General features: G+C 67.4%; 12 protein-coding genes. 5 read left to right on the top strand and 7 right to left on the bottom strand.

Features of this window, described 5'->3' with window-relative positions; all coding sequences use genetic code 11:
- Positions 1-2 precede the first annotated feature (2 nt).
- The 3 genes from I6J77_RS13385 to I6J77_RS13395 all read left to right on the top strand — a co-directional run bounded on the left by I6J77_RS13385 (position 3) and on the right by I6J77_RS13395 (position 5,929).
- The gene (locus I6J77_RS13385; protein WP_204109371.1) at positions 3-494 is read left to right on the top strand and encodes a DUF4019 domain-containing protein; all 492 of its coding nucleotides are present in this window, start codon (positions 3-5) and stop codon (positions 492-494) included.
- A gap of 121 nt (positions 495-615) precedes the next feature.
- Positions 616-2,667, top strand: a complete 2,052-nt coding sequence (locus tag I6J77_RS13390; protein WP_204109372.1) for a M13 family metallopeptidase — start codon at positions 616-618, stop codon at positions 2,665-2,667.
- A 220-nt stretch (positions 2,668-2,887) separates the two neighbouring features.
- Positions 2,888-5,929, top strand: a complete 3,042-nt coding sequence (locus I6J77_RS13395; RefSeq protein WP_204109373.1) for a ligand-binding sensor domain-containing diguanylate cyclase — start codon at positions 2,888-2,890, stop codon at positions 5,927-5,929.
- 33 nt (positions 5,930-5,962) lie between these two features.
- Here I6J77_RS13395 and I6J77_RS13400 read toward each other — a convergent pair whose 3' ends face one another.
- Positions 5,963-6,409, bottom strand: a complete 447-nt coding sequence (locus tag I6J77_RS13400; RefSeq protein WP_204109374.1) for a DUF1801 domain-containing protein — start codon at positions 6,407-6,409, stop codon at positions 5,963-5,965.
- A 126-nt stretch (positions 6,410-6,535) separates the two neighbouring features.
- On the opposite strand from I6J77_RS13400, the gene I6J77_RS13405 reads away from it, so the two are divergent.
- Positions 6,536-6,757, top strand: a complete 222-nt coding sequence (locus I6J77_RS13405; RefSeq protein ID WP_056716134.1) for an AbrB/MazE/SpoVT family DNA-binding domain-containing protein — start codon at positions 6,536-6,538, stop codon at positions 6,755-6,757.
- A gap of 10 nt (positions 6,758-6,767) precedes the next feature.
- Positions 6,768-7,196 (top strand): type II toxin-antitoxin system death-on-curing family toxin, encoded by a 429-nt coding sequence (locus I6J77_RS13410; protein ID WP_204111490.1) that lies wholly within the window; start codon positions 6,768-6,770, stop codon positions 7,194-7,196.
- Between the two features lie 45 nt (positions 7,197-7,241).
- Here I6J77_RS13410 and I6J77_RS13415 read toward each other — a convergent pair whose 3' ends face one another.
- From I6J77_RS13415 to I6J77_RS13440, 6 genes are all read right to left on the bottom strand, one after another.
- Positions 7,242-8,180 (bottom strand): alpha/beta hydrolase, encoded by a 939-nt coding sequence (locus tag I6J77_RS13415; RefSeq protein WP_239308984.1) that lies wholly within the window; start codon positions 8,178-8,180, stop codon positions 7,242-7,244.
- Between the two features lie 155 nt (positions 8,181-8,335).
- On the bottom strand, positions 8,336-9,709 hold the full coding sequence (gene murD / locus I6J77_RS13420; RefSeq protein WP_204109375.1) for a UDP-N-acetylmuramoyl-L-alanine--D-glutamate ligase: 1,374 nt from the start codon (positions 9,707-9,709) through the stop codon (positions 8,336-8,338).
- Positions 9,709-11,082, bottom strand: a complete 1,374-nt coding sequence (gene murL, locus I6J77_RS13425; RefSeq protein ID WP_239308986.1) for a UDP-N-acetyl-alpha-D-muramoyl-L-alanyl-L-glutamate epimerase — start codon at positions 11,080-11,082, stop codon at positions 9,709-9,711. Before murL ends, murD begins: the two co-directional genes overlap by 1 nt.
- An 8-nt stretch (positions 11,083-11,090) precedes the next feature.
- Entirely contained in the window at positions 11,091-11,495 is a 405-nt protein-coding gene (locus I6J77_RS13430) for an endonuclease domain-containing protein (RefSeq protein WP_204109377.1), read from the bottom strand.
- Between the two features lie 77 nt (positions 11,496-11,572).
- The gene (locus tag I6J77_RS13435) at positions 11,573-14,134 is read right to left on the bottom strand and encodes a bifunctional aspartate kinase/diaminopimelate decarboxylase (RefSeq protein WP_204109378.1); all 2,562 of its coding nucleotides are present in this window, start codon (positions 14,132-14,134) and stop codon (positions 11,573-11,575) included.
- Between the two features lie 425 nt (positions 14,135-14,559).
- Complete coding sequence (locus I6J77_RS13440; RefSeq protein WP_204109379.1) at positions 14,560-16,077, bottom strand: fumarate hydratase; 1,518 nt, start codon at positions 16,075-16,077, stop codon at positions 14,560-14,562.
- Positions 16,078-16,222 lie beyond the last annotated feature (145 nt).

Below are 16,222 nucleotides of genomic sequence, written 5' to 3' on the forward strand. Positions count from 1 at the left end.
GCATGCTCAAGAAGACCCTGCTGACCGCCTTGCTGCTCGGCGCCGCGGCCGGCGCGTTCGCACAGTCGCCGGCGCCGGCAACCCCGGCCAAAGCCCAGGCGGCCAGCACGCTGACGCCACAGCAGAAGGCCCTGCTGGAGAAGCAGAACGTGCAGATGGCACAGGCCGCGCTGCGCATCGCGCAGATGGTCGACCAGAACCAGCTTGGCGAGATCTGGGACCAGTCCTCCAGCGTGGCGAAACAGTCCACCAGCAAGAGCGATTTCGTGAGCGGCGTGAGTTCCGATCGCAGCAAGCTCGGCGCAGCGGGCGAACGCAGGCTGCAGGCGATCACCCGCACCGCCTCGAAGGGCGGCAAGGTGCCGGCCGGCGTGTACGTCAACGTCAGCTACGCCACCCACTTCGCCAAGGCGCCGCGGCCGGTGCGCGAACTGATCTCGTTCCACCTGGACAGCGACAAGGTCTGGCGCGTGGCCGGCTACACCCTGCGCTGACGCCATCCGCCAGCGGGCCGGCGTGGCACCGCGCCGGCCCGCCGGGCCATAGCCCACAGGTCATGCACACAACGCAGCACTGGCGCACTATCGTGGGACTTTCCCCGGTGGAGGCGTGATCATGCAACACATGCGATGGATACTCGGTGCCGCGATCCTGTGCAGCGCACCGGCGTGGGCAGCCGCGCCGGCCACCCGCCCGATCGGGATCGACCTGAAGGGTATCGACCACGGCGTGAAGCCGGGTGACGACTTCTTCCGTTACGCCAATGGCGACTGGCTGAAAACCGCGAAGATTCCCGCCGACCGCTCCAGCACCGGCAGCTTCCTCAAGGTGTTCGAGCAATCCGAGAAGGACACCGCCGAACTGATCCGCAACGCGGGCGCCAGCCACCCCGCCGCCGGCAGCGATGCGCGCAGGATCGCCGACTACTACGCCGCCTGGATGGACACCGCGACGATCGAGAAGCACGGCTTGTCCGCGATCAAGCCCGAGCTGGCCGAGGTCGACGCGATCGCCTCGCGTGCGGACCTGGCCCGCGTGCTGGGCAGCCGCCTGCGCGCCGACGTCGACCCGCTCAACGCCACCCACTACCACACGCAGAATCTGTTCGGCCTGTTCGTCACCCAGGGGCTGGAGGATCCGTCGCACAACGTCGCCTACCTGCTGCAGGGCGGCACCGCCCTGCCCAGCCGCGACTATTACCTGTCCGATGATCCGCACATGGTCGCCGCCCGCGGCAAGTACCTGAGCTATGTCGGCGCCCTGCTGCAGCAGGCCGGCTTCACCGATGCGCAGGCCCGGGCAAAAGCCATCGTCGCGCTGGAAACGAAGATCGCCAAGGCACAGGCCAGCCTGCTCGACAGCGAGAACGTGCACAAGGCCAACAACCTGTGGCGCACGGCCGACTTCGCCAGCAAGGCACCGGGGCTGGACTGGAACGCCTACTTCAAGGCCGCCGGCCTCGAGAACCAGTCGCAGATCGACGCCTGGCAGCCCGGCGCGATCACCGGCCTGTCCGCGCTCACCGCCAGCGAGCCGCTGCAGGCGTGGAAGGACCTGCTGAGCTTCCACACCATCAACCACGCGGCCGGGCTGTTGCCCAAGGCGTATGCCGACCTCAGCTTCGACTTCTTCGTGCGTACCCTGCAGGGCACGCCGGTGCAGCAGCCGCGCTGGAAGCGCGCCGTCGGCGCCACCAGCAACGAGCTGGGCGATGCCGTGGGCCAGTTGTACGTGAAGCACTACTTCCCGGCCTCGTCGAAGGCGGAAATCGAACAGCTGGTGAAGAACCTGATCGCCGCGTTCCATGACCGCATCGACACGCTGAGCTGGATGACACCCGCCACGCGGGCGAAAGCCCAGGCGAAACTCGCCACCTTGCGCGTGGGCGTGGGCTACCCGGAAACCTGGCGGGACTACGGCACGCTCGAGATCCGCGCCGATGATGCGCTGGGCAATCGTCTGCGCGCCGAGCGCTTCGAGTACGAACACCAGCGCGCCAAGCTCGGCCAGAGTGTCGACAAGGCCGAATGGTGGATGACCCCGCAGACGGTCAACGCGGTGAACCTGCCGCTGCAGAACGCGCTGAACTTCCCCGCCGCGATCCTGCAGCCGCCGTTCTTCGACCCGAAGGCCGATGCTGCCGCAAATTACGGCGCCATCGGCTCGATCATCGGCCACGAGATCAGCCACAGCTTCGACAACCTCGGCGCCGAATTCGACGCCCAGGGCAAGCTGGCCAACTGGTGGACGCCGGAAGACCTGGCCCACTTCAAGGCGGCCGGCCAGCAGCTGGTCGAGCAGTTCAACCAGTACGAGCCGCTGCCCGGCCTGCACGTCGATGGCGAGCAGACCCTGGGGGAAAACATCGCCGACGTTTCCGGCCTGACCATTGCCTACCTCGCCTACCAGAAGTCACTCGGTGGCAAGCCGGCACCGGTGATCGACGGCCTCACCGGCGACCAGCGCTTCTTCCTCGCCTTCGGCCAGGCCTGGCGCGGCAAGATCCGCGACGCGGCCCAGCGCCAGCGCCTGGCCACCGACGTGCACGCGCCCGGCGACTTCCGTGCCGAAACCGTGCGCAACCTCGACCCGTGGTACCCCGCCTTCGAGGTGAAGCCGGGCGAGAAGCTGTACCTGGCGCCGAAGGATCGGGTCAAGATCTGGTAAGCGGCGCTTCCGGCCTGCCCCTCGCGCGGGCTGCACGCAGGTGCAGCCCGCTTTCCGGAACGGAACATCGGCGTTGCGCGCGGTCAGGCATGTGTCTGCTTTCGCGCCGGACCACATGCGTGCAGGGCATCGGCCCTGCCCGGCAAACCATCAATGTTATTGTGCGAAAGAGCCGCCGCGGGGCGGCTTTCTTGTCGTGGGCAGGTCTGGAAAGAAATTGATGGGGATTCGATCGGGGTGGCTTGTACGCCTGGCCATGGCGGCGGCGGTGGCGTTCGCGTCGGCGGCGCCGCTGGCCGCGACGGCCCCGACGGCCCCGCCCACCCAGCCACTCGATCTGTTCGATCTCGGCGCACCGTCGTTCACGACCTTCACCACGCGCGACGGCCTGCCCGATCCCGTCGCGGTGACCCTCGCGACCGATCGGCAAGGCATGGTCTGGGTCGGCACCCCGCATGGCCTGGCCTGGTATGACGGCAAGCGCTGGCATCCACTGGACGACCCCGCCCTGCACGGTTACATCAGTCAGTTGTTCGTCGACGACGCGGGCACGCTGTGGGCCTGCGGCAGCGCGTTCGGCCTGGCCCGGTACGACGGCAGGCACTGGCACGTCGAGGGCGCCGCCGACGGCCTGACCACCAGCCACGTGCGGCGGCTGGTCGAGACGGATCACCAGGGCGGCAAGCGGCTATGGGCGGTGAGCCCGAGTGACGGCCTGTTCTATCGCGATCACGATCGCTGGCGGGCCGATCCGGGCAATGCCCAACTGCCCCACGCCGGCTTCCTGGTGCTGGCGCAGACCCGCGACCTTTTCGGACGCCCTCGGCTATGGGCCGGCTCGGGCAGCAGCGGCCTGTGGTATCGCGAGGACGAAGGACCCTGGCAACGCTTCAGCGCGGCCGATTTCCGGGCCGGCAACGGCCTGGCCTACCTGCTGGCCACCCGCCACGAGGGACAGGACGCATTGTGGGTCTCCGTCTACAACTCGGGCCTGTGGCGACTGGACGAACATGGCGTGCGCCACTGGAGCATGGATTCCGGCGAGCTGCCGACCGACGTGCTCTACAACATGGTCGAGACGCCTGTCGCCCACGGCGAACACGCGCTGTGGGCGTCCTCGCGCAATGGCCTGATCCGCATCTATCACGACAAGGTGCAGGTGTTCGACCGCCGCCACGGACTGCCGTCGAATGCCCTGCGTGGCGTCAGCACCTGGCGCAGTCCCAACGGCACCGACGTGCTGTGGGCCGCCACCGAGGACGGCGTGGCGCGCGCCACCGTGGACGAGGGCAAATGGAAGACCGTTTCGCTGCTGGGCGCCCACCAGACCGGCGTACTGGCCGTGCTGGTGGACCACGACCCGCAAGGCAACGAACGCCTGTGGGCCGGCTCGGACGGTGATGGCCTGGGCCTGTACGAGCGGGGTCACTGGCGCTACTTCAACAAGGCCGGCGGGCAACTTGCCGATGCCGACGTGAACATGATCGCGCGGGCCGACGACACGCAAGGCCATGCTTCCGTCTGGCTGGGCACGGGCGCGGGTCGCCTGCTGCGCGTGCGCGACGACGCCACCTTCGAACCGGTGGCGACGCCCTGGCCACGCCAGCCCGGGCAACGCCTGAACGACATGCTCAGCCGCCGCATCGACGGCGCGGTCGAACAATGGTTCGCCACCGACGCCTCCGGCGTGCATCGGCTGCGCGGCGGCGTCTGGACGTCTTTCCGTCCGGACGGTGTCGTTGGTACCTGGTCGGTGGTGAAGCTGCTGGCGCAGACCACCGCCTACGGCCACGCCTGGTTGTGGGCCACCAGCAACCAGGGGCTGGCCCGATTCGACGGAAAGCAATGGACGCTGCTGGGCCGCGACATCGGCCTGCCCGGCACCGACCTGCTCGGCGTGCAGCTGATTCCCGATGCCCGCGGGCGCCCGATCCTGTGGCTGGGCAGCACCCGTCACGGGGTGATCCGTGTCGACATCAGCGATCCACTGAAGCCGCGCACCCTGCCCGCCGACCTGCCGCCATCGCCCGACCTGACCACCGATGGCGCGCTGGCCGATGCCGGCGGCCGCATCTATGTCTGCACCGATTCGGGCGTGCAGGTGCTCAGCCCGGAGGCGGGTCGCTACCGTTCGCAGGTGTTCACCGTCCGCGATGGCATGGTCAACAACGAATGCAATCCCAACGCGCAGTTCATCGACACGCATGGGCGCTTCTGGACCGGCACGCTGGGCGGGCTGATGGTGCACGACCCGGACGAGCAGAAGCCGGACCACGACGCCAAGCCGCTCAAACTGATCCAGGTGAAGCTGGACGACCAGGCCATGAGCGGCGACCGCTACACGATTCCACCAGGTCACCACGAGCTGCGCGTGGATTTCGCCCTGCTGACCTGGCAGCACGAGGACGAATCACGCTTCCGCACCTGGATCGAGGGCTTCAGCAAGGCGCCGGGGGCGTGGACGGCCGACAACTTCCGCGAGATCGGCGCACTGCCGGCCGGCGACTATGTCCTGCATGTCGAGGCCCGGGATCATGCCGGCAACCTCAGCCAGCCTTTGCTGTTGCCGCTCACCGTCGAGCCGTACTGGTGGCAGCACTTGTGGGCACGGCTGTTGTTCGCTGGCGCGGGCATCATCGCGATCTGCGCCTTGTGGGCCTGGCGCACGCTGGCGCTGCGCCGACGGCAGCATGCGCTGGAGCGCCGCATCGATGCCCGCACCACGGCCTTGAACGACGCCAACCGGCAACTGCTGGAGCTGTCCCGCCGCGATGCGCTGACCGGCGTGTTCAACCGTCGCTGGCTGATGGAATCCCTGCAGGCCATCCATGACCAGCGGCGCGGCGCGGTGGCGTCGATGATCTTCATCGACGTGGACCACTTCAAGCACTTCAACGACAGCTTCGGGCATCTGGTCGGCGACCAGGCGCTGCGCAGCGTGGCCGAAACCATCGGCCGATGCCTGCCGGCGGATGCCGTGCTGGCTCGCTACGGCGGCGAGGAGTTCGCCTGTCTGTTGCCCGACGCGGAATTGCCGGCGGCGCACGAGCTGGCCGAGAAAATCCGTACCGAGGTGGCGCGGCACGCGGCGCACGACGCAGCCAGGACCACGCGCCAGATCACCATCAGCGTCGGCGTGGCCTGTCGGCGCCTGGAATCGGAAGCCGACGTGGAAATCCTGCTGCGCAAGGCCGATGAGGCGCAATACGACGCCAAGCGCGCAGGCCGCAATTGCGTGCGCGACGCCTCGCCGGGGGCCTGACCGCAAACCTCGCCGGAGCGAGCCTGCCAGGCATCACCCGCCTCGGCGCGAACCCTGCTTCCGCTTTGCCGCACGCTCCGCCTGCGCGGCCACGTTGAGCGCCACCGCGGCACGTATCAGCTGCCTGAAGGCGGTGGCCGGAATGCTGGCGTTCTCGTGCAGGTCGATGGCCCGCCGGGTGCCGCCTTCGAGGCTGGCATTGAAGAGCTTTTTCGGATCGCTGACCGATGCGCCGCGGGCGAAGGTGAGCTTCACCTTGTCCTTGTACGACTCGCCGGTACAGACGATGCCCGCGTGCGACCACACCGGCGTTCCGCCCGAGGTGGGCTTGGCCCACTTCCACTCTTCGGTGATCTCCGGATCGGCCTCGCGGATCAGCTGGCGCACCTGCGCGAGCATCTCGCCGCGCCAGTCATCCAGCGCCTCGATCCGCGCGGTGATCTTGGCGGAAGCGTCATCTGCCGCGGCTTTCGCTGTCATGCCGGCTCCTGTCTGCGAACGGCCTGGCGGCCAGGGAAAGCGGAGCATAACCGGCCTTCGGCCCCGCATTGCATGAGGCCGCTGCAGGCGGTATAACATGCGTTATAACAATCAGTGGAACCCGCCATGAAGCTCAAGATCACCACCATCGGCAACTCCGCCGGCGTCATCCTGCCGCGTGAACTGCTGGCCCGTCTGCGCCTGGAAAAAGGCGACGAGCTGTTCGCCCTGGAAACCCCCGACGGCATCCGCCTCACCACCTACGATCCGAACCTGGCCAGGCAGATGGAAGTGGCCGAGGAAGTGATGCGCAAGCGGCGCACCTTGCTGCACAAGCTGGCGCAATAGGCGGATGAACATGATCATCTGGATCGAACGACCGCTCGCCATCGCGATCCACGAACGCCAGTTGGCCGAACATGGCGGCGGCATCGGCGTGCGCGACGACCACCTGCTGGACTCGGCGCTGGCCCGCCCGCAACAAGCGCACGCCTACGGCGATCCACCGCCCGATCTTGCCGACCTGGCCGCCAGCCTCGCCTTCGGCCTGGCACGCAACCACCCCTTCGTCGACGGCAACAAGCGCACGGCGGCCGTGGCTTGCGAAACCTTCATCATGCTCAACGGAGGCGTCCTCGCTGCCGATGACCTTGAGCTGTATCCGCAGTATCTCGCCCTCGCCGAAGGCAGCCTGCCTGAAGCCGAGTTCGCCGCATGGTTGCGCCAGCACATCAGGCTCGACGCCGGTTCAAGCCTCAACGAGGCGCCGGCACGCTACGCGCGCTGAATCCGCCTGCACCACACTCGGGCCGGGCATCTGCGTCCACCATGCTCAGTCCTGCACCATGCCGATCGTGTGTAGCCACGCTTCGGCCAGCTTCGACCAGCCGGTGATCGGATTCGCGGTGGGACGCAAGCCGAAGGCATGGCCACCATGCGCATACAGGTGCATTTCCGCCGGCACCTTCGCCTGCGCCAGCGCGGTGTAGTAGACCAGCGCCTGATCCACCCCATCCACGTAATCGTCTTCCGCCTGCAGCAGGAACGTCGGCGGCGTCGTGGCTGAAACCGGAATGTTCGGATTCAACTTGCCGTCACCCCGGGTCAGGTGCCCGGGATAGATCGGCATGGCGAAATCCGGTCGCGCGCTTTCCCGGTCGGCCGCATCCACCGGCGCATACAGGTGGCGATCGAAGTTCGTGCTGATCTCCGCCACCAGGAAACCGCCAGCCGAGTAGCCCAGCACGCCGATCCTGTGCGGATCGACGTGCAGTGCGGCGGCTTGCGAACGCACCAGCCGCATCGTCCGCTGCACGTCCTGCAACGAGGACACCGACAAGGCGAAATTGTGCGGACGGCAGTCGCACTTCCAGTCGTAAGGCAGGCTCGGCACGCGATACTTCAGCAGCACGCAGGTGATGCCTCGCGAAGTCAGCCAGTCGCAGGTCTCGGTGCCTTCCAGGTCGATGGCAAGGATCTGGAAGCCGCCGCCGGGAATCACGATCACCGCCGCGCCCGTGTTCTTCCCCGTGGGCGCGTACACCGTCATGGTGGGCTGCGTGACATTGGTGACCGCCGTCGCCGGCTTGCCCGCCAGCAGCTTCTCGCTGACCTTCGCCGTTTCCGGCCCGGGCACCGGCTGCAGGTCCGGCGCCGCGCCCGGCCAGATCGGAACCTGCGCGTGTCCGGCAGCAGGCTGCCACACCGGTGTCTTCGCCTGCACGCTGGCGCAAAGCGCCAGCAACCCAAGCGCGGCGATGAAAGCTTTCATGGCGACTCTTCCTTGCTGGCGCATGGCCAGGCGGCATCTACGGGACGGGAACTCAGCGGGAGCGCAGCGTGCCTATCCTGCGTGAGCTATCGGCCCGGCGGCGGCAAGTTTCATGACTTTCCCGGGACGCGTCGCGACACAATCCGCGCAGGGATTCAGCCGCCCTGCATTCCCTCGATACCCAGCCCGTCGATGCTGGCGATCCCGGCCGAATCGAAACCGGCCAACGCGCTGAACCGCCGCCCACGCTCCGCATAATCCTTGAACTGATCGAAGCTGGGCGCACCCGGCGAAAGCAGGATCACGCCCGCGGCGGGAGTGCAGGCCCGGGCCTCGGCGACCGCCGCGGCCAGGTTGTCGACCAGGGTCAGCGAGCAGGCGACGCCTGCCGCGCGCAAGGCTTCGGCGATGCGCGCGCCGTTGCTGCCCATGCAGACGATCGCGTGCGCCGGCGCGCTGCGCATCGCCTCGACGAACGGCGTCCAGTCAAGCCCGCGGTCGTGCCCACCGACCAGCACGGTCACCGTGCGGTCGTGCAGGCTTTCCAGCGCGGCCAGCGTGGCCAGCGGCGTGGTGCTGATCGAGTCGTTGACCCAGTGCCAGCCATCGTGTTCGCCCAGCGGCTGCAGGCGATGCGGCAGCGGACGGAAACTTGCCAATGACGGCGCGGCGGCCAGCGCGTCCAGGCCGATCGCCTCCAGCGCGGCCAGCGCGGCGCAGGCGTTCAAGGCGTTGTGCAGGCCGGGCGCGGCCAGCTGCGCCACCGGGAAAACCTGCTGCGTACCGCGGCAGATGACCTCGCCTGCAACATGCCAGCCGTCGGCCCGGCCGAACAGCAGGCGCTGCGGATGCGTGCCGGTGAGCGCCAGCAGGTTTGGCTGCAAGGCGTTCACCAACAGCTGGCGCGACACGTCCGCCAGCCGCAATTTGTCCGCCACGTAGCGCTCGCGCGAGCCGTGCCAGTCCAAGTGTTCTTCGTACAGGCTGGTGACCACGCCCAGCTCCACGGACCCGGCTTCGCCGGTCTGGAAGCTGGACAACTCGATCACCCACAACTCCGCATGCTGGTCGAGCAGTTCCAGCAGCGGCAGGCCGATATTGCCGGCCAGCGCGGTGCGCACGCTCAAGCTCCGCGCCAGGTGCGCGATCATCGCGCTGGTGGTGCTCTTGCCCTTGGTGCCGGTGACGGCGATGACGCGGGCGTCGGGATTCTCGCCGAACCACAGCGCCGTGCCCGAGGTGACCGCCGTGCCCTGCGCCTGCGCCGCGAGCAGCGCGGGCTTGTACGCCGACACGCCAGGCGACTTCACCAACACGTCGAACTGCGCCAGTGCCGCGGCGTCCGGTTCGCCGGCAACCACCTCGAGCGCGCCATCGAAAGCGTGCGCCGCATCGACTTCGCCGGCGCTGCAAAACAGCACCAGCGACAGCTGCGGACAACGCAGGCGCAGGGCGTGGATTGCGGCACGGCCTTCGCGGCCGAAACCCCATACCGCCACGCGCTGGCCTTGCAGATCGGCGAAACGCATCAGCCGATCGTCTTCAGCGCCGGCCGCAGGCGTGCCGGCACGCGGTGCTCCGGCGACGGTTCCAGCCACGGCTCCAGCGCCAGCTGCGAGCCATCCAGCTGCGGCAGGATCTCGCTGCGGAAGCGCGTCACCAGCGCATCTTCCTGCCACTCCGGCCGCTGGCTCAGCGCGAACATCGCGGCGCGCGCCTCGGCGCCCTCGCCCACGCATTCGAACGGCTTGTGGTCCTGGTATTCCAGCAGCGCGTCGAACCCGGCGGCCTGGTTTTCATCGTCCAGCAGGTTGCGGCCGAAGATGGAAAGCAGCCGCGGCTTGGGCAGGAACGGCGCCAGCGCCAGGAACACGAAGTGGCACTTCGGGCACTGCCCGCACCAGCGGTCGACGGGCTTGGGGCCGAGCAACCTGAAGTTGCGATTGCAGCTGGAGAACGCATCGAAGTACGGCGTCAGTTTCGCGAACGCGCGGGTGATCGCCAGCTCCGAATACGGCCGCAGCAGCGAGCAGTAATCGAGATCGCTGGCCACGTGCGTGTGCAGCCAGCTGCCCAGCAGCTGCTCGAAGGCGTAGCCCTTGCTCCACTGGTGGTTCACCTGCTGACCGTCGTATTCCAGCGTGGCGGCCGAGGCGGAACGCTCGTTGGCGAAGGCGATGGAGTCGTAGCCGTACAGGATCGCGGCGACGGCAAGGATCGCCGAGTTCACCGCGGTCACCGGGATATGTCCGTTCCACGCGCCCAGCCGGTTCATCTCGAACAGCCCCGGTGCCAGTTCGCGCTGGATGTTCAGGGTGGGCAGGCCGGTGCGCTCGGCGCAGGCCGCGATCAATGCCGAATTGCCGACCCACACGGCGGTCGCCTCGCCCCCGATGGACTTGATCGCCTCCACCGCGACCAGCGAATCCTTGCCGCCGCCGATCGGCACCAGGGTGCGCCGGGGCAGGTTGAGTGATGGAGCCTTGGGTAGACCCGACCCCTCACCCCGACCCTCTCCCCCCAGGGGAGAGGGAGATGTTGCGCTTCGCGGAAAACTTATGCGCCCGCGCAGGTCCAGCCCGTTGCGATAGGCGAACTCGGCCAGGCCGTGCAGGTACAGCGCGTCGAGCAGGTCGGCGGTGGCGTCGTCCAACGAACCATCGGCCAGCTCGATCTTCGGCGGCACGCCGGCCTTGTAATAGCTGACCCCGGCCACCAGGTGCAGCAGCTTCAGCGCCGCATCGAACGCCGCGCGCCGCTCCGCCGGTATCGCCGGCGCCTGCGGAAAGCGGATCGTCTCGACCAGTTCCTGACCATCATCGAACGCATAGCCAATCTCGGCCACGCCATCGGCGTAGCTGGCACGGGTGAACCGGAACACCTGGGTCAGGCGGGGCTGCATGGTTGTCGTCACTCTTCACTCTCCGGCGCGAGCTGCTCCCTCTCCCCTGCGGGGAGAGGGCTGGGGTGAGGGGGCGGACTTGCGACAGCCTCCAAAATCACCTCAAGCACGCTTTCTATCTTCGTCAATGCTTCATTGTTCCAGAAACGCAGCACGCGGTATCCCTTCGCTTGCAGATATCGGGTGCGGCGTCCGTCGTATTCCTGCCGCTCGGCGTGCTGGCCGCCATCCAGCTCGATGACCAGCATGGCGTCGACGCACACGAAGTCAACGATGTACTGATCGATTTCTTGTTGGCGGCGGAATTTGTGACCCGAAAGTCGCCGGTTGCGCAGGTAATACCAGAGCTTGCGTTCGGCATCGGTCTGGTTTCGACGCAATCCACGCGCCCGCTCGACATTTTGGCGTTTCATCCTTGAAAGCCTCCTCCGTTGCGACACTGTCCCGGCGTGGCCCCTCACCCCTGCCCTCTCCCTTGGGGAGAGGGAATTCAGGCATCAATGACTACCTCGCTGGCCTCGTCGCGCATGTTGTACGGGCTGGACATCACCTTGCCGTAGGCGCCGGCCTGGGCGATCAGCATCACGTCGCCTTCGGCCGCTTCGGGCAGGCGACGGTCGCTGCCCAGCACGTCGCCGCTTTCGCAGATCGGGCCAACGATCTGGTACAGCGCGGTGGCCGGTTCGTGCAGGCGGGTCAGGTTGACGATCTCGTGCCAGGCGTCGTACAGCGCAGGACGGATCAGGCTGTTCATGCCGGTGTCGAGGCCGAGGTAACGCAACGCGCCCTTGCCCTTCTGCTGGGTGACCTTCGCCAGCAGCACGCCGGCGTCGGCCACCAGGTAACGGCCCGGCTCCATCCACAGCTGGTAATGCGGATACGCGGCCTTGACCTCGCGCAGCACGCGATCGAGTGCGGGGATGTCCAGCCGCGCCTCGCCCGGATGCGACGGCACGCCAAGGCCGCCGCCGATGTCGATGAAGCTGACGCTGCCGATGCGTTCGGCCAGGCTGGCCAGCTGGGCGTAGACCTCGCCCCAGTGCGTGTCGTCGAGGATGCCCGAGCCCAGGTGTGCATGCAGGCCGCGCACCGTGACGCCATGCGCGTCGGCCAGATGCAGGAAGTCGTCCAGCTGATCGACCGGCAGGCCGAACTTGCTGCCGCTGCCACCGGTGCGCACCTTTTCGTGATGGCCCAGGCCGCGACCCAGATCCACCCGCAGCACGATCTCGCGGCCGCGGAACAGTTCGCCCCAGTGCTCCAGCGGATACAGCGCGTCGAGCGACACCGTGGCGCGCGTGGTCAGCGCCCAGGCGTAGTCGTCGCGCGGCGCGAAGTTCGGCGTGAACAGCAGCGGCGCGGATTCGGGCACGTGTGCCAGCACGAACTTCAGCTCGCCGGGCGACACGCACTCGAAACCGAAACCTTCCCCGGCCAGCGCAGCGAGAATCGCCGGATGGGTGTTCGCCTTCACCGCATAGTGCAGGCGATCGACCGCGGCCAGCGACTTCAGCTCGCGCGCCTGGTGGCGCACGGTGGGCAGGTGGTAGACGTAACGGGGCGTGGCTTCGGCGGCGATCTGCAGCAGGCGATCGCGTTCGGCCTCGTGCCACCACGCGGCGGCCACGTCCGGCGTTTCGCCGCTGCCGTACAGCGCCTGCCAGCTGGGACCGAACAAGGCGCTGTCGTCGGTGCGCAAGGCACCGGCGCCGATCAACAGGTCGTGCAGGTGCGGCAGCAACAGATCCACCACCTCCTCGTCCACCACGAAGGTGAGGTTCAGGTTGTTCGACGACTGCGAAATCATGTGCACGCGCAACTGGCCGAACTCGGCCAGCACGCCGGACAGGGTATGCAGCAGCGAGCGCATGCCGCGACCGACCAGGGTGATCGCGGCGCACGGCGCAATCACCTTGACCCGGCACACCTTGGCCAGATCCGAGGCCAGCGCCGCGATCGCGTCGGAATCGAGCAGGTTCTCGGTGGGGTCCAGCGACACGGTGACATTGGTCTCGGCCGAACCGATCAGGTCCACCGACAGACCGTGCTGCTTGAAGTGGGCGAACACGTCGGCAAGGAAACCGACCTGTTGCCACATCCCGACCGATTCCATCGACACCAGGGTGATGCCCTTGCGCGCGCTGATCGCCTTGACGCTGGGCGCGTGCGCGCGCACCTCGGGACCGATCACCGTGCCCTCGAGCTCGGGCCGGTTGGTGTCCTTGATCAGCAGCGGCACGCGCGGCTCGCGCAGTGGCGACAGGCAGCGCGGATGCAGCACCTTGGCGCCGGTCGAGGCGATTTCCTGGGCCTCCTCGTAATCCAGCCGCTGCAGCAGGCGGGCCCCGGGCACCTGGCGCGGGTTGGCGGTGAACATGCCGGCCACGTCGGTCCAGATCTCCACTCGCTGCGCCTTCAGCAACGCGCCGAAATAGGCGGCCGAAGTATCCGAGCCGCCGCGACCGAGCAGCACCGTGCGGCCCTGGCTTTCGCGGGCGATGAACCCCTGGGTGATGAACACCTCGCCCAGCGCGGCCAGCCGCGCGTTCAGCGCGGGATCGGGTTTCGCCTCGACCATGGCCGACAGCAGCCGGGTGCGCTCGTTCTGGTTCGGCAGCGCCACGGCCGACAGGCATTCGCGCGCATCCAGCCATTGGGTGGACACGCCGCTGTGACTGAGGAAGGCGGCACCCAATGCACTGGACATCAGCTCGCCGTGCGCCTGCACCTGGGCCTGCCAAGCCAGTTCGCCCAAGCTGCCGCTGTCATCGGCCAGCCGGACCAGGTCACCCAGGCGCTCGTTGAGTGTCGCCGGCAGGGCCAGCTGCATGTGTTCGAGCAGTTCGTAATGACGCTGCACGATGGTCTTCGCCGCCTCGTTGCGCTCGGCGCGATCGGCGTGCCGGCACAACTGCTTCAGCGCATCGGTGATGCCGGACAGCGCGGAAACCACCACCAGTACCCGGGCGCCCTCGGCGCGCCGGCTGGCCACCAGCTCGAGGATGTTCTGCCAGCGCGGCAAGCTCGCCACGCTGGTGCCGCCGAACTTCATCACGATCCAGGGGGCGTGGGCAGGCAGAGGCGCGGAAGTTGGCGAGGTCACGGGTATTCGCTATGGGCGGTGGGACATCCAGCCAGTGTTGCGCTGCCGCATCGGAATTGCAAATGGTTTTTCGATGAGGTCATTTGGACGTTTGGACGTCTGAATGATGGTGGCTTGTCGGGGTTGGCGTGTGCGAGGAAGGTGGGCCGGATGGCGGTGGCCGGGTGAAGAATGGGTGGTTCGGAGAGCTTTTGCGAGGCGGGGCTGGGGCTTTTTGGGGGCTATTGCCGGGAGCGTGGGCATTTGCTCCCTCCCCTGCTTGCAGGGGAGGGTTGGGGCGGGGTGCTTTTGAGCTTTTCGATGATCCTGAGCTACCCCACCTCAATCCTCCCCTGGAAGGGGAGGAGGCGATGGTGTGCGCTTCGCGCACTTATCTATTGAACAAAGACGGGGATCTTTCCGATCCTTGCCTGCCACTCGCGCGGGCCGGTCTGGTGCACCGAGGTGCCGCCGGAGTCGACGGCCACGGTCACCGGCATGCCCTCGACGGTGAATTCGTAGATTGCCTCCATGCCCAGATCGGCGAAGCCGACCACGCGCGAAGCCTTGATCGCCTTGGACACCAGGTAGGCGGCGCCGCCGACGGCCATCAGATACACCGACTGGTGCTTCTTGATCGCCTCGATCGCGGCCGGGCCGCGCTCGGCCTTGCCGACCATGCCGAGCAAACCCGTCTGCGCCAGCACCTGTTCGGTGAACTTGTCCATCCGCGTGGCGGTCGTGGGGCCGGCGGGGCCGACGACTTCTTCGCGCACGGGATCGACCGGGCCCACGTAGTAGATGAAGCGGCCCTTGAAATCGACCGGCAGCGGTTCGCCCTTGTTCAACATCTCGACCATGCGCTTGTGCGCGGCATCGCGGCCAGTCAGCAGCTTGCCGTTGAGCAGCAGGGTCTCGCCCGGTTTCCAGCTGGCCACTTCCTCGCGGGTGACGGTGTCGAGGTTCACCCGGCGGCCCTTCGAGGTGTCGTAGGTGAGCTTGGGCCAGTCTTCCAGCGACGGCGGATCGAGCATCACCGGGCCACTGCCGTCCAGCACGAAGTGCGCGTGGCGGGTCGCGGCGCAGTTCGGGATCATCGCCACCGGCAGGTTCGCCGCGTGGGTCGGAAAATCCTTCACCTTGACGTCGAGCACGGTGGTGAGGCCGCCCAGGCCCTGCGCACCGATGCCCAGCGCGTTGACCTTCTCGTACAGCTCGATGCGCAGTTCCTCGCAACGGTTGGCCGGACCCCGCGCGATCAGTTCCTGGATGTCGATCGACTCCATCAGCGACTCCTTCGCCATCAGCATCGCCTTCTCGGCGGTGCCGCCGATGCCGATGCCCAGCATGCCCGGCGGGCACCAGCCGGCGCCCATCGTGGGCACGGTTTTCAGCACCCAGTCGACGATCGAGTCGGACGGGTTGAGCATCGCGAACTTCGACTTCGCTTCCGAGCCGCCGCCCTTGGCCGCCACGATCACCTCGACCATATCGCCCGGCACGATCGACATGTTCACCACCGACGGCGTGTTGTCCTTCGTGTTGATGCGCTTGCCGGCGGGGTCGGCCAGCACGCTGGCGCGCAGCTTGTTGTCCGGGTCCATGTACGCACGGCGCACGCCTTCGTTGGCCATGTCCTCCAGCGACATGCTGGCATCGTCCCAACGCACGTTCATGCCGACTTTCAGGAACACGGTGACGATGCCGGTGTCCTGGCATAGCGGGCGATGACCTTCGGCGGCCATCCGCGAGTTGATCAGGATCTGCGCCATCGCATCCTTCGCGGCGGGCGATTCCTCGCGCTCGTAGGCGGCGGCGAGGCTCTTGATGTAGTCGACCGGGTGGTAGTAGCTGATGTACTGCAACGCGTCGGCGACGGACTGGATCAGGTCTTCTTGCTTGATGGAGGTCATGGCGGCAGCTTTGATGTCGAGGGGACGAGGCGCCGCAGACCGCTGTCCGGAGCGCACAACCCTCTTATTGTGCCGCAAATCGGTGCGGCGCCCGCAGTCCGCCGTAGCGGGAGGGTGGCTTTCCGGCTTGCCGCTATCATCGAAC

This window comes from Rhodanobacter sp. FDAARGOS 1247 (assembly GCF_016889805.1).
In the GTDB taxonomy this organism is placed as follows: Bacteria; Pseudomonadota; Gammaproteobacteria; order Xanthomonadales; family Rhodanobacteraceae; genus Rhodanobacter.

Bases quoted from the DNA above. Each gene is read 5' to 3' on its own strand.
- murD (WP_204109375.1), bottom strand. From the start codon at position 9,709: ATGCGTTTCGCCGATCTGCAAGGCCAGCGCGTGGCGGTATGGGGTTTC.
- I6J77_RS13440 (WP_204109379.1), bottom strand. From the start codon at position 16,077: ATGACCTCCATCAAGCAAGAAGACCTGATCCAGTCCGTCGCCGACGCG.
- I6J77_RS13405 (WP_056716134.1), top strand. From the start codon at position 6,536: ATGAAGCTCAAGATCACCACCATCGGCAACTCCGCCGGCGTCATCCTG.
- I6J77_RS13390 (WP_204109372.1), top strand. From the start codon at position 616: ATGCAACACATGCGATGGATACTCGGTGCCGCGATCCTGTGCAGCGCA.
- I6J77_RS13385 (WP_204109371.1), top strand. From the start codon at position 3: ATGCTCAAGAAGACCCTGCTGACCGCCTTGCTGCTCGGCGCCGCGGCC.
- I6J77_RS13430 (WP_204109377.1), bottom strand. From the start codon at position 11,495: ATGAAACGCCAAAATGTCGAGCGGGCGCGTGGATTGCGTCGAAACCAG.
- I6J77_RS13410 (WP_204111490.1), top strand. From the start codon at position 6,768: ATGATCATCTGGATCGAACGACCGCTCGCCATCGCGATCCACGAACGC.
- I6J77_RS13395 (WP_204109373.1), top strand. From the start codon at position 2,888: ATGGGGATTCGATCGGGGTGGCTTGTACGCCTGGCCATGGCGGCGGCG.
- I6J77_RS13435 (WP_204109378.1), bottom strand. From the start codon at position 14,134: ATGAAGTTCGGCGGCACCAGCGTGGCGAGCTTGCCGCGCTGGCAGAAC.
- I6J77_RS13400 (WP_204109374.1), bottom strand. From the start codon at position 6,409: ATGACAGCGAAAGCCGCGGCAGATGACGCTTCCGCCAAGATCACCGCG.
- murL (WP_239308986.1), bottom strand. From the start codon at position 11,082: ATGCAGCCCCGCCTGACCCAGGTGTTCCGGTTCACCCGTGCCAGCTAC.
- I6J77_RS13415 (WP_239308984.1), bottom strand. From the start codon at position 8,180: ATGAAAGCTTTCATCGCCGCGCTTGGGTTGCTGGCGCTTTGCGCCAGC.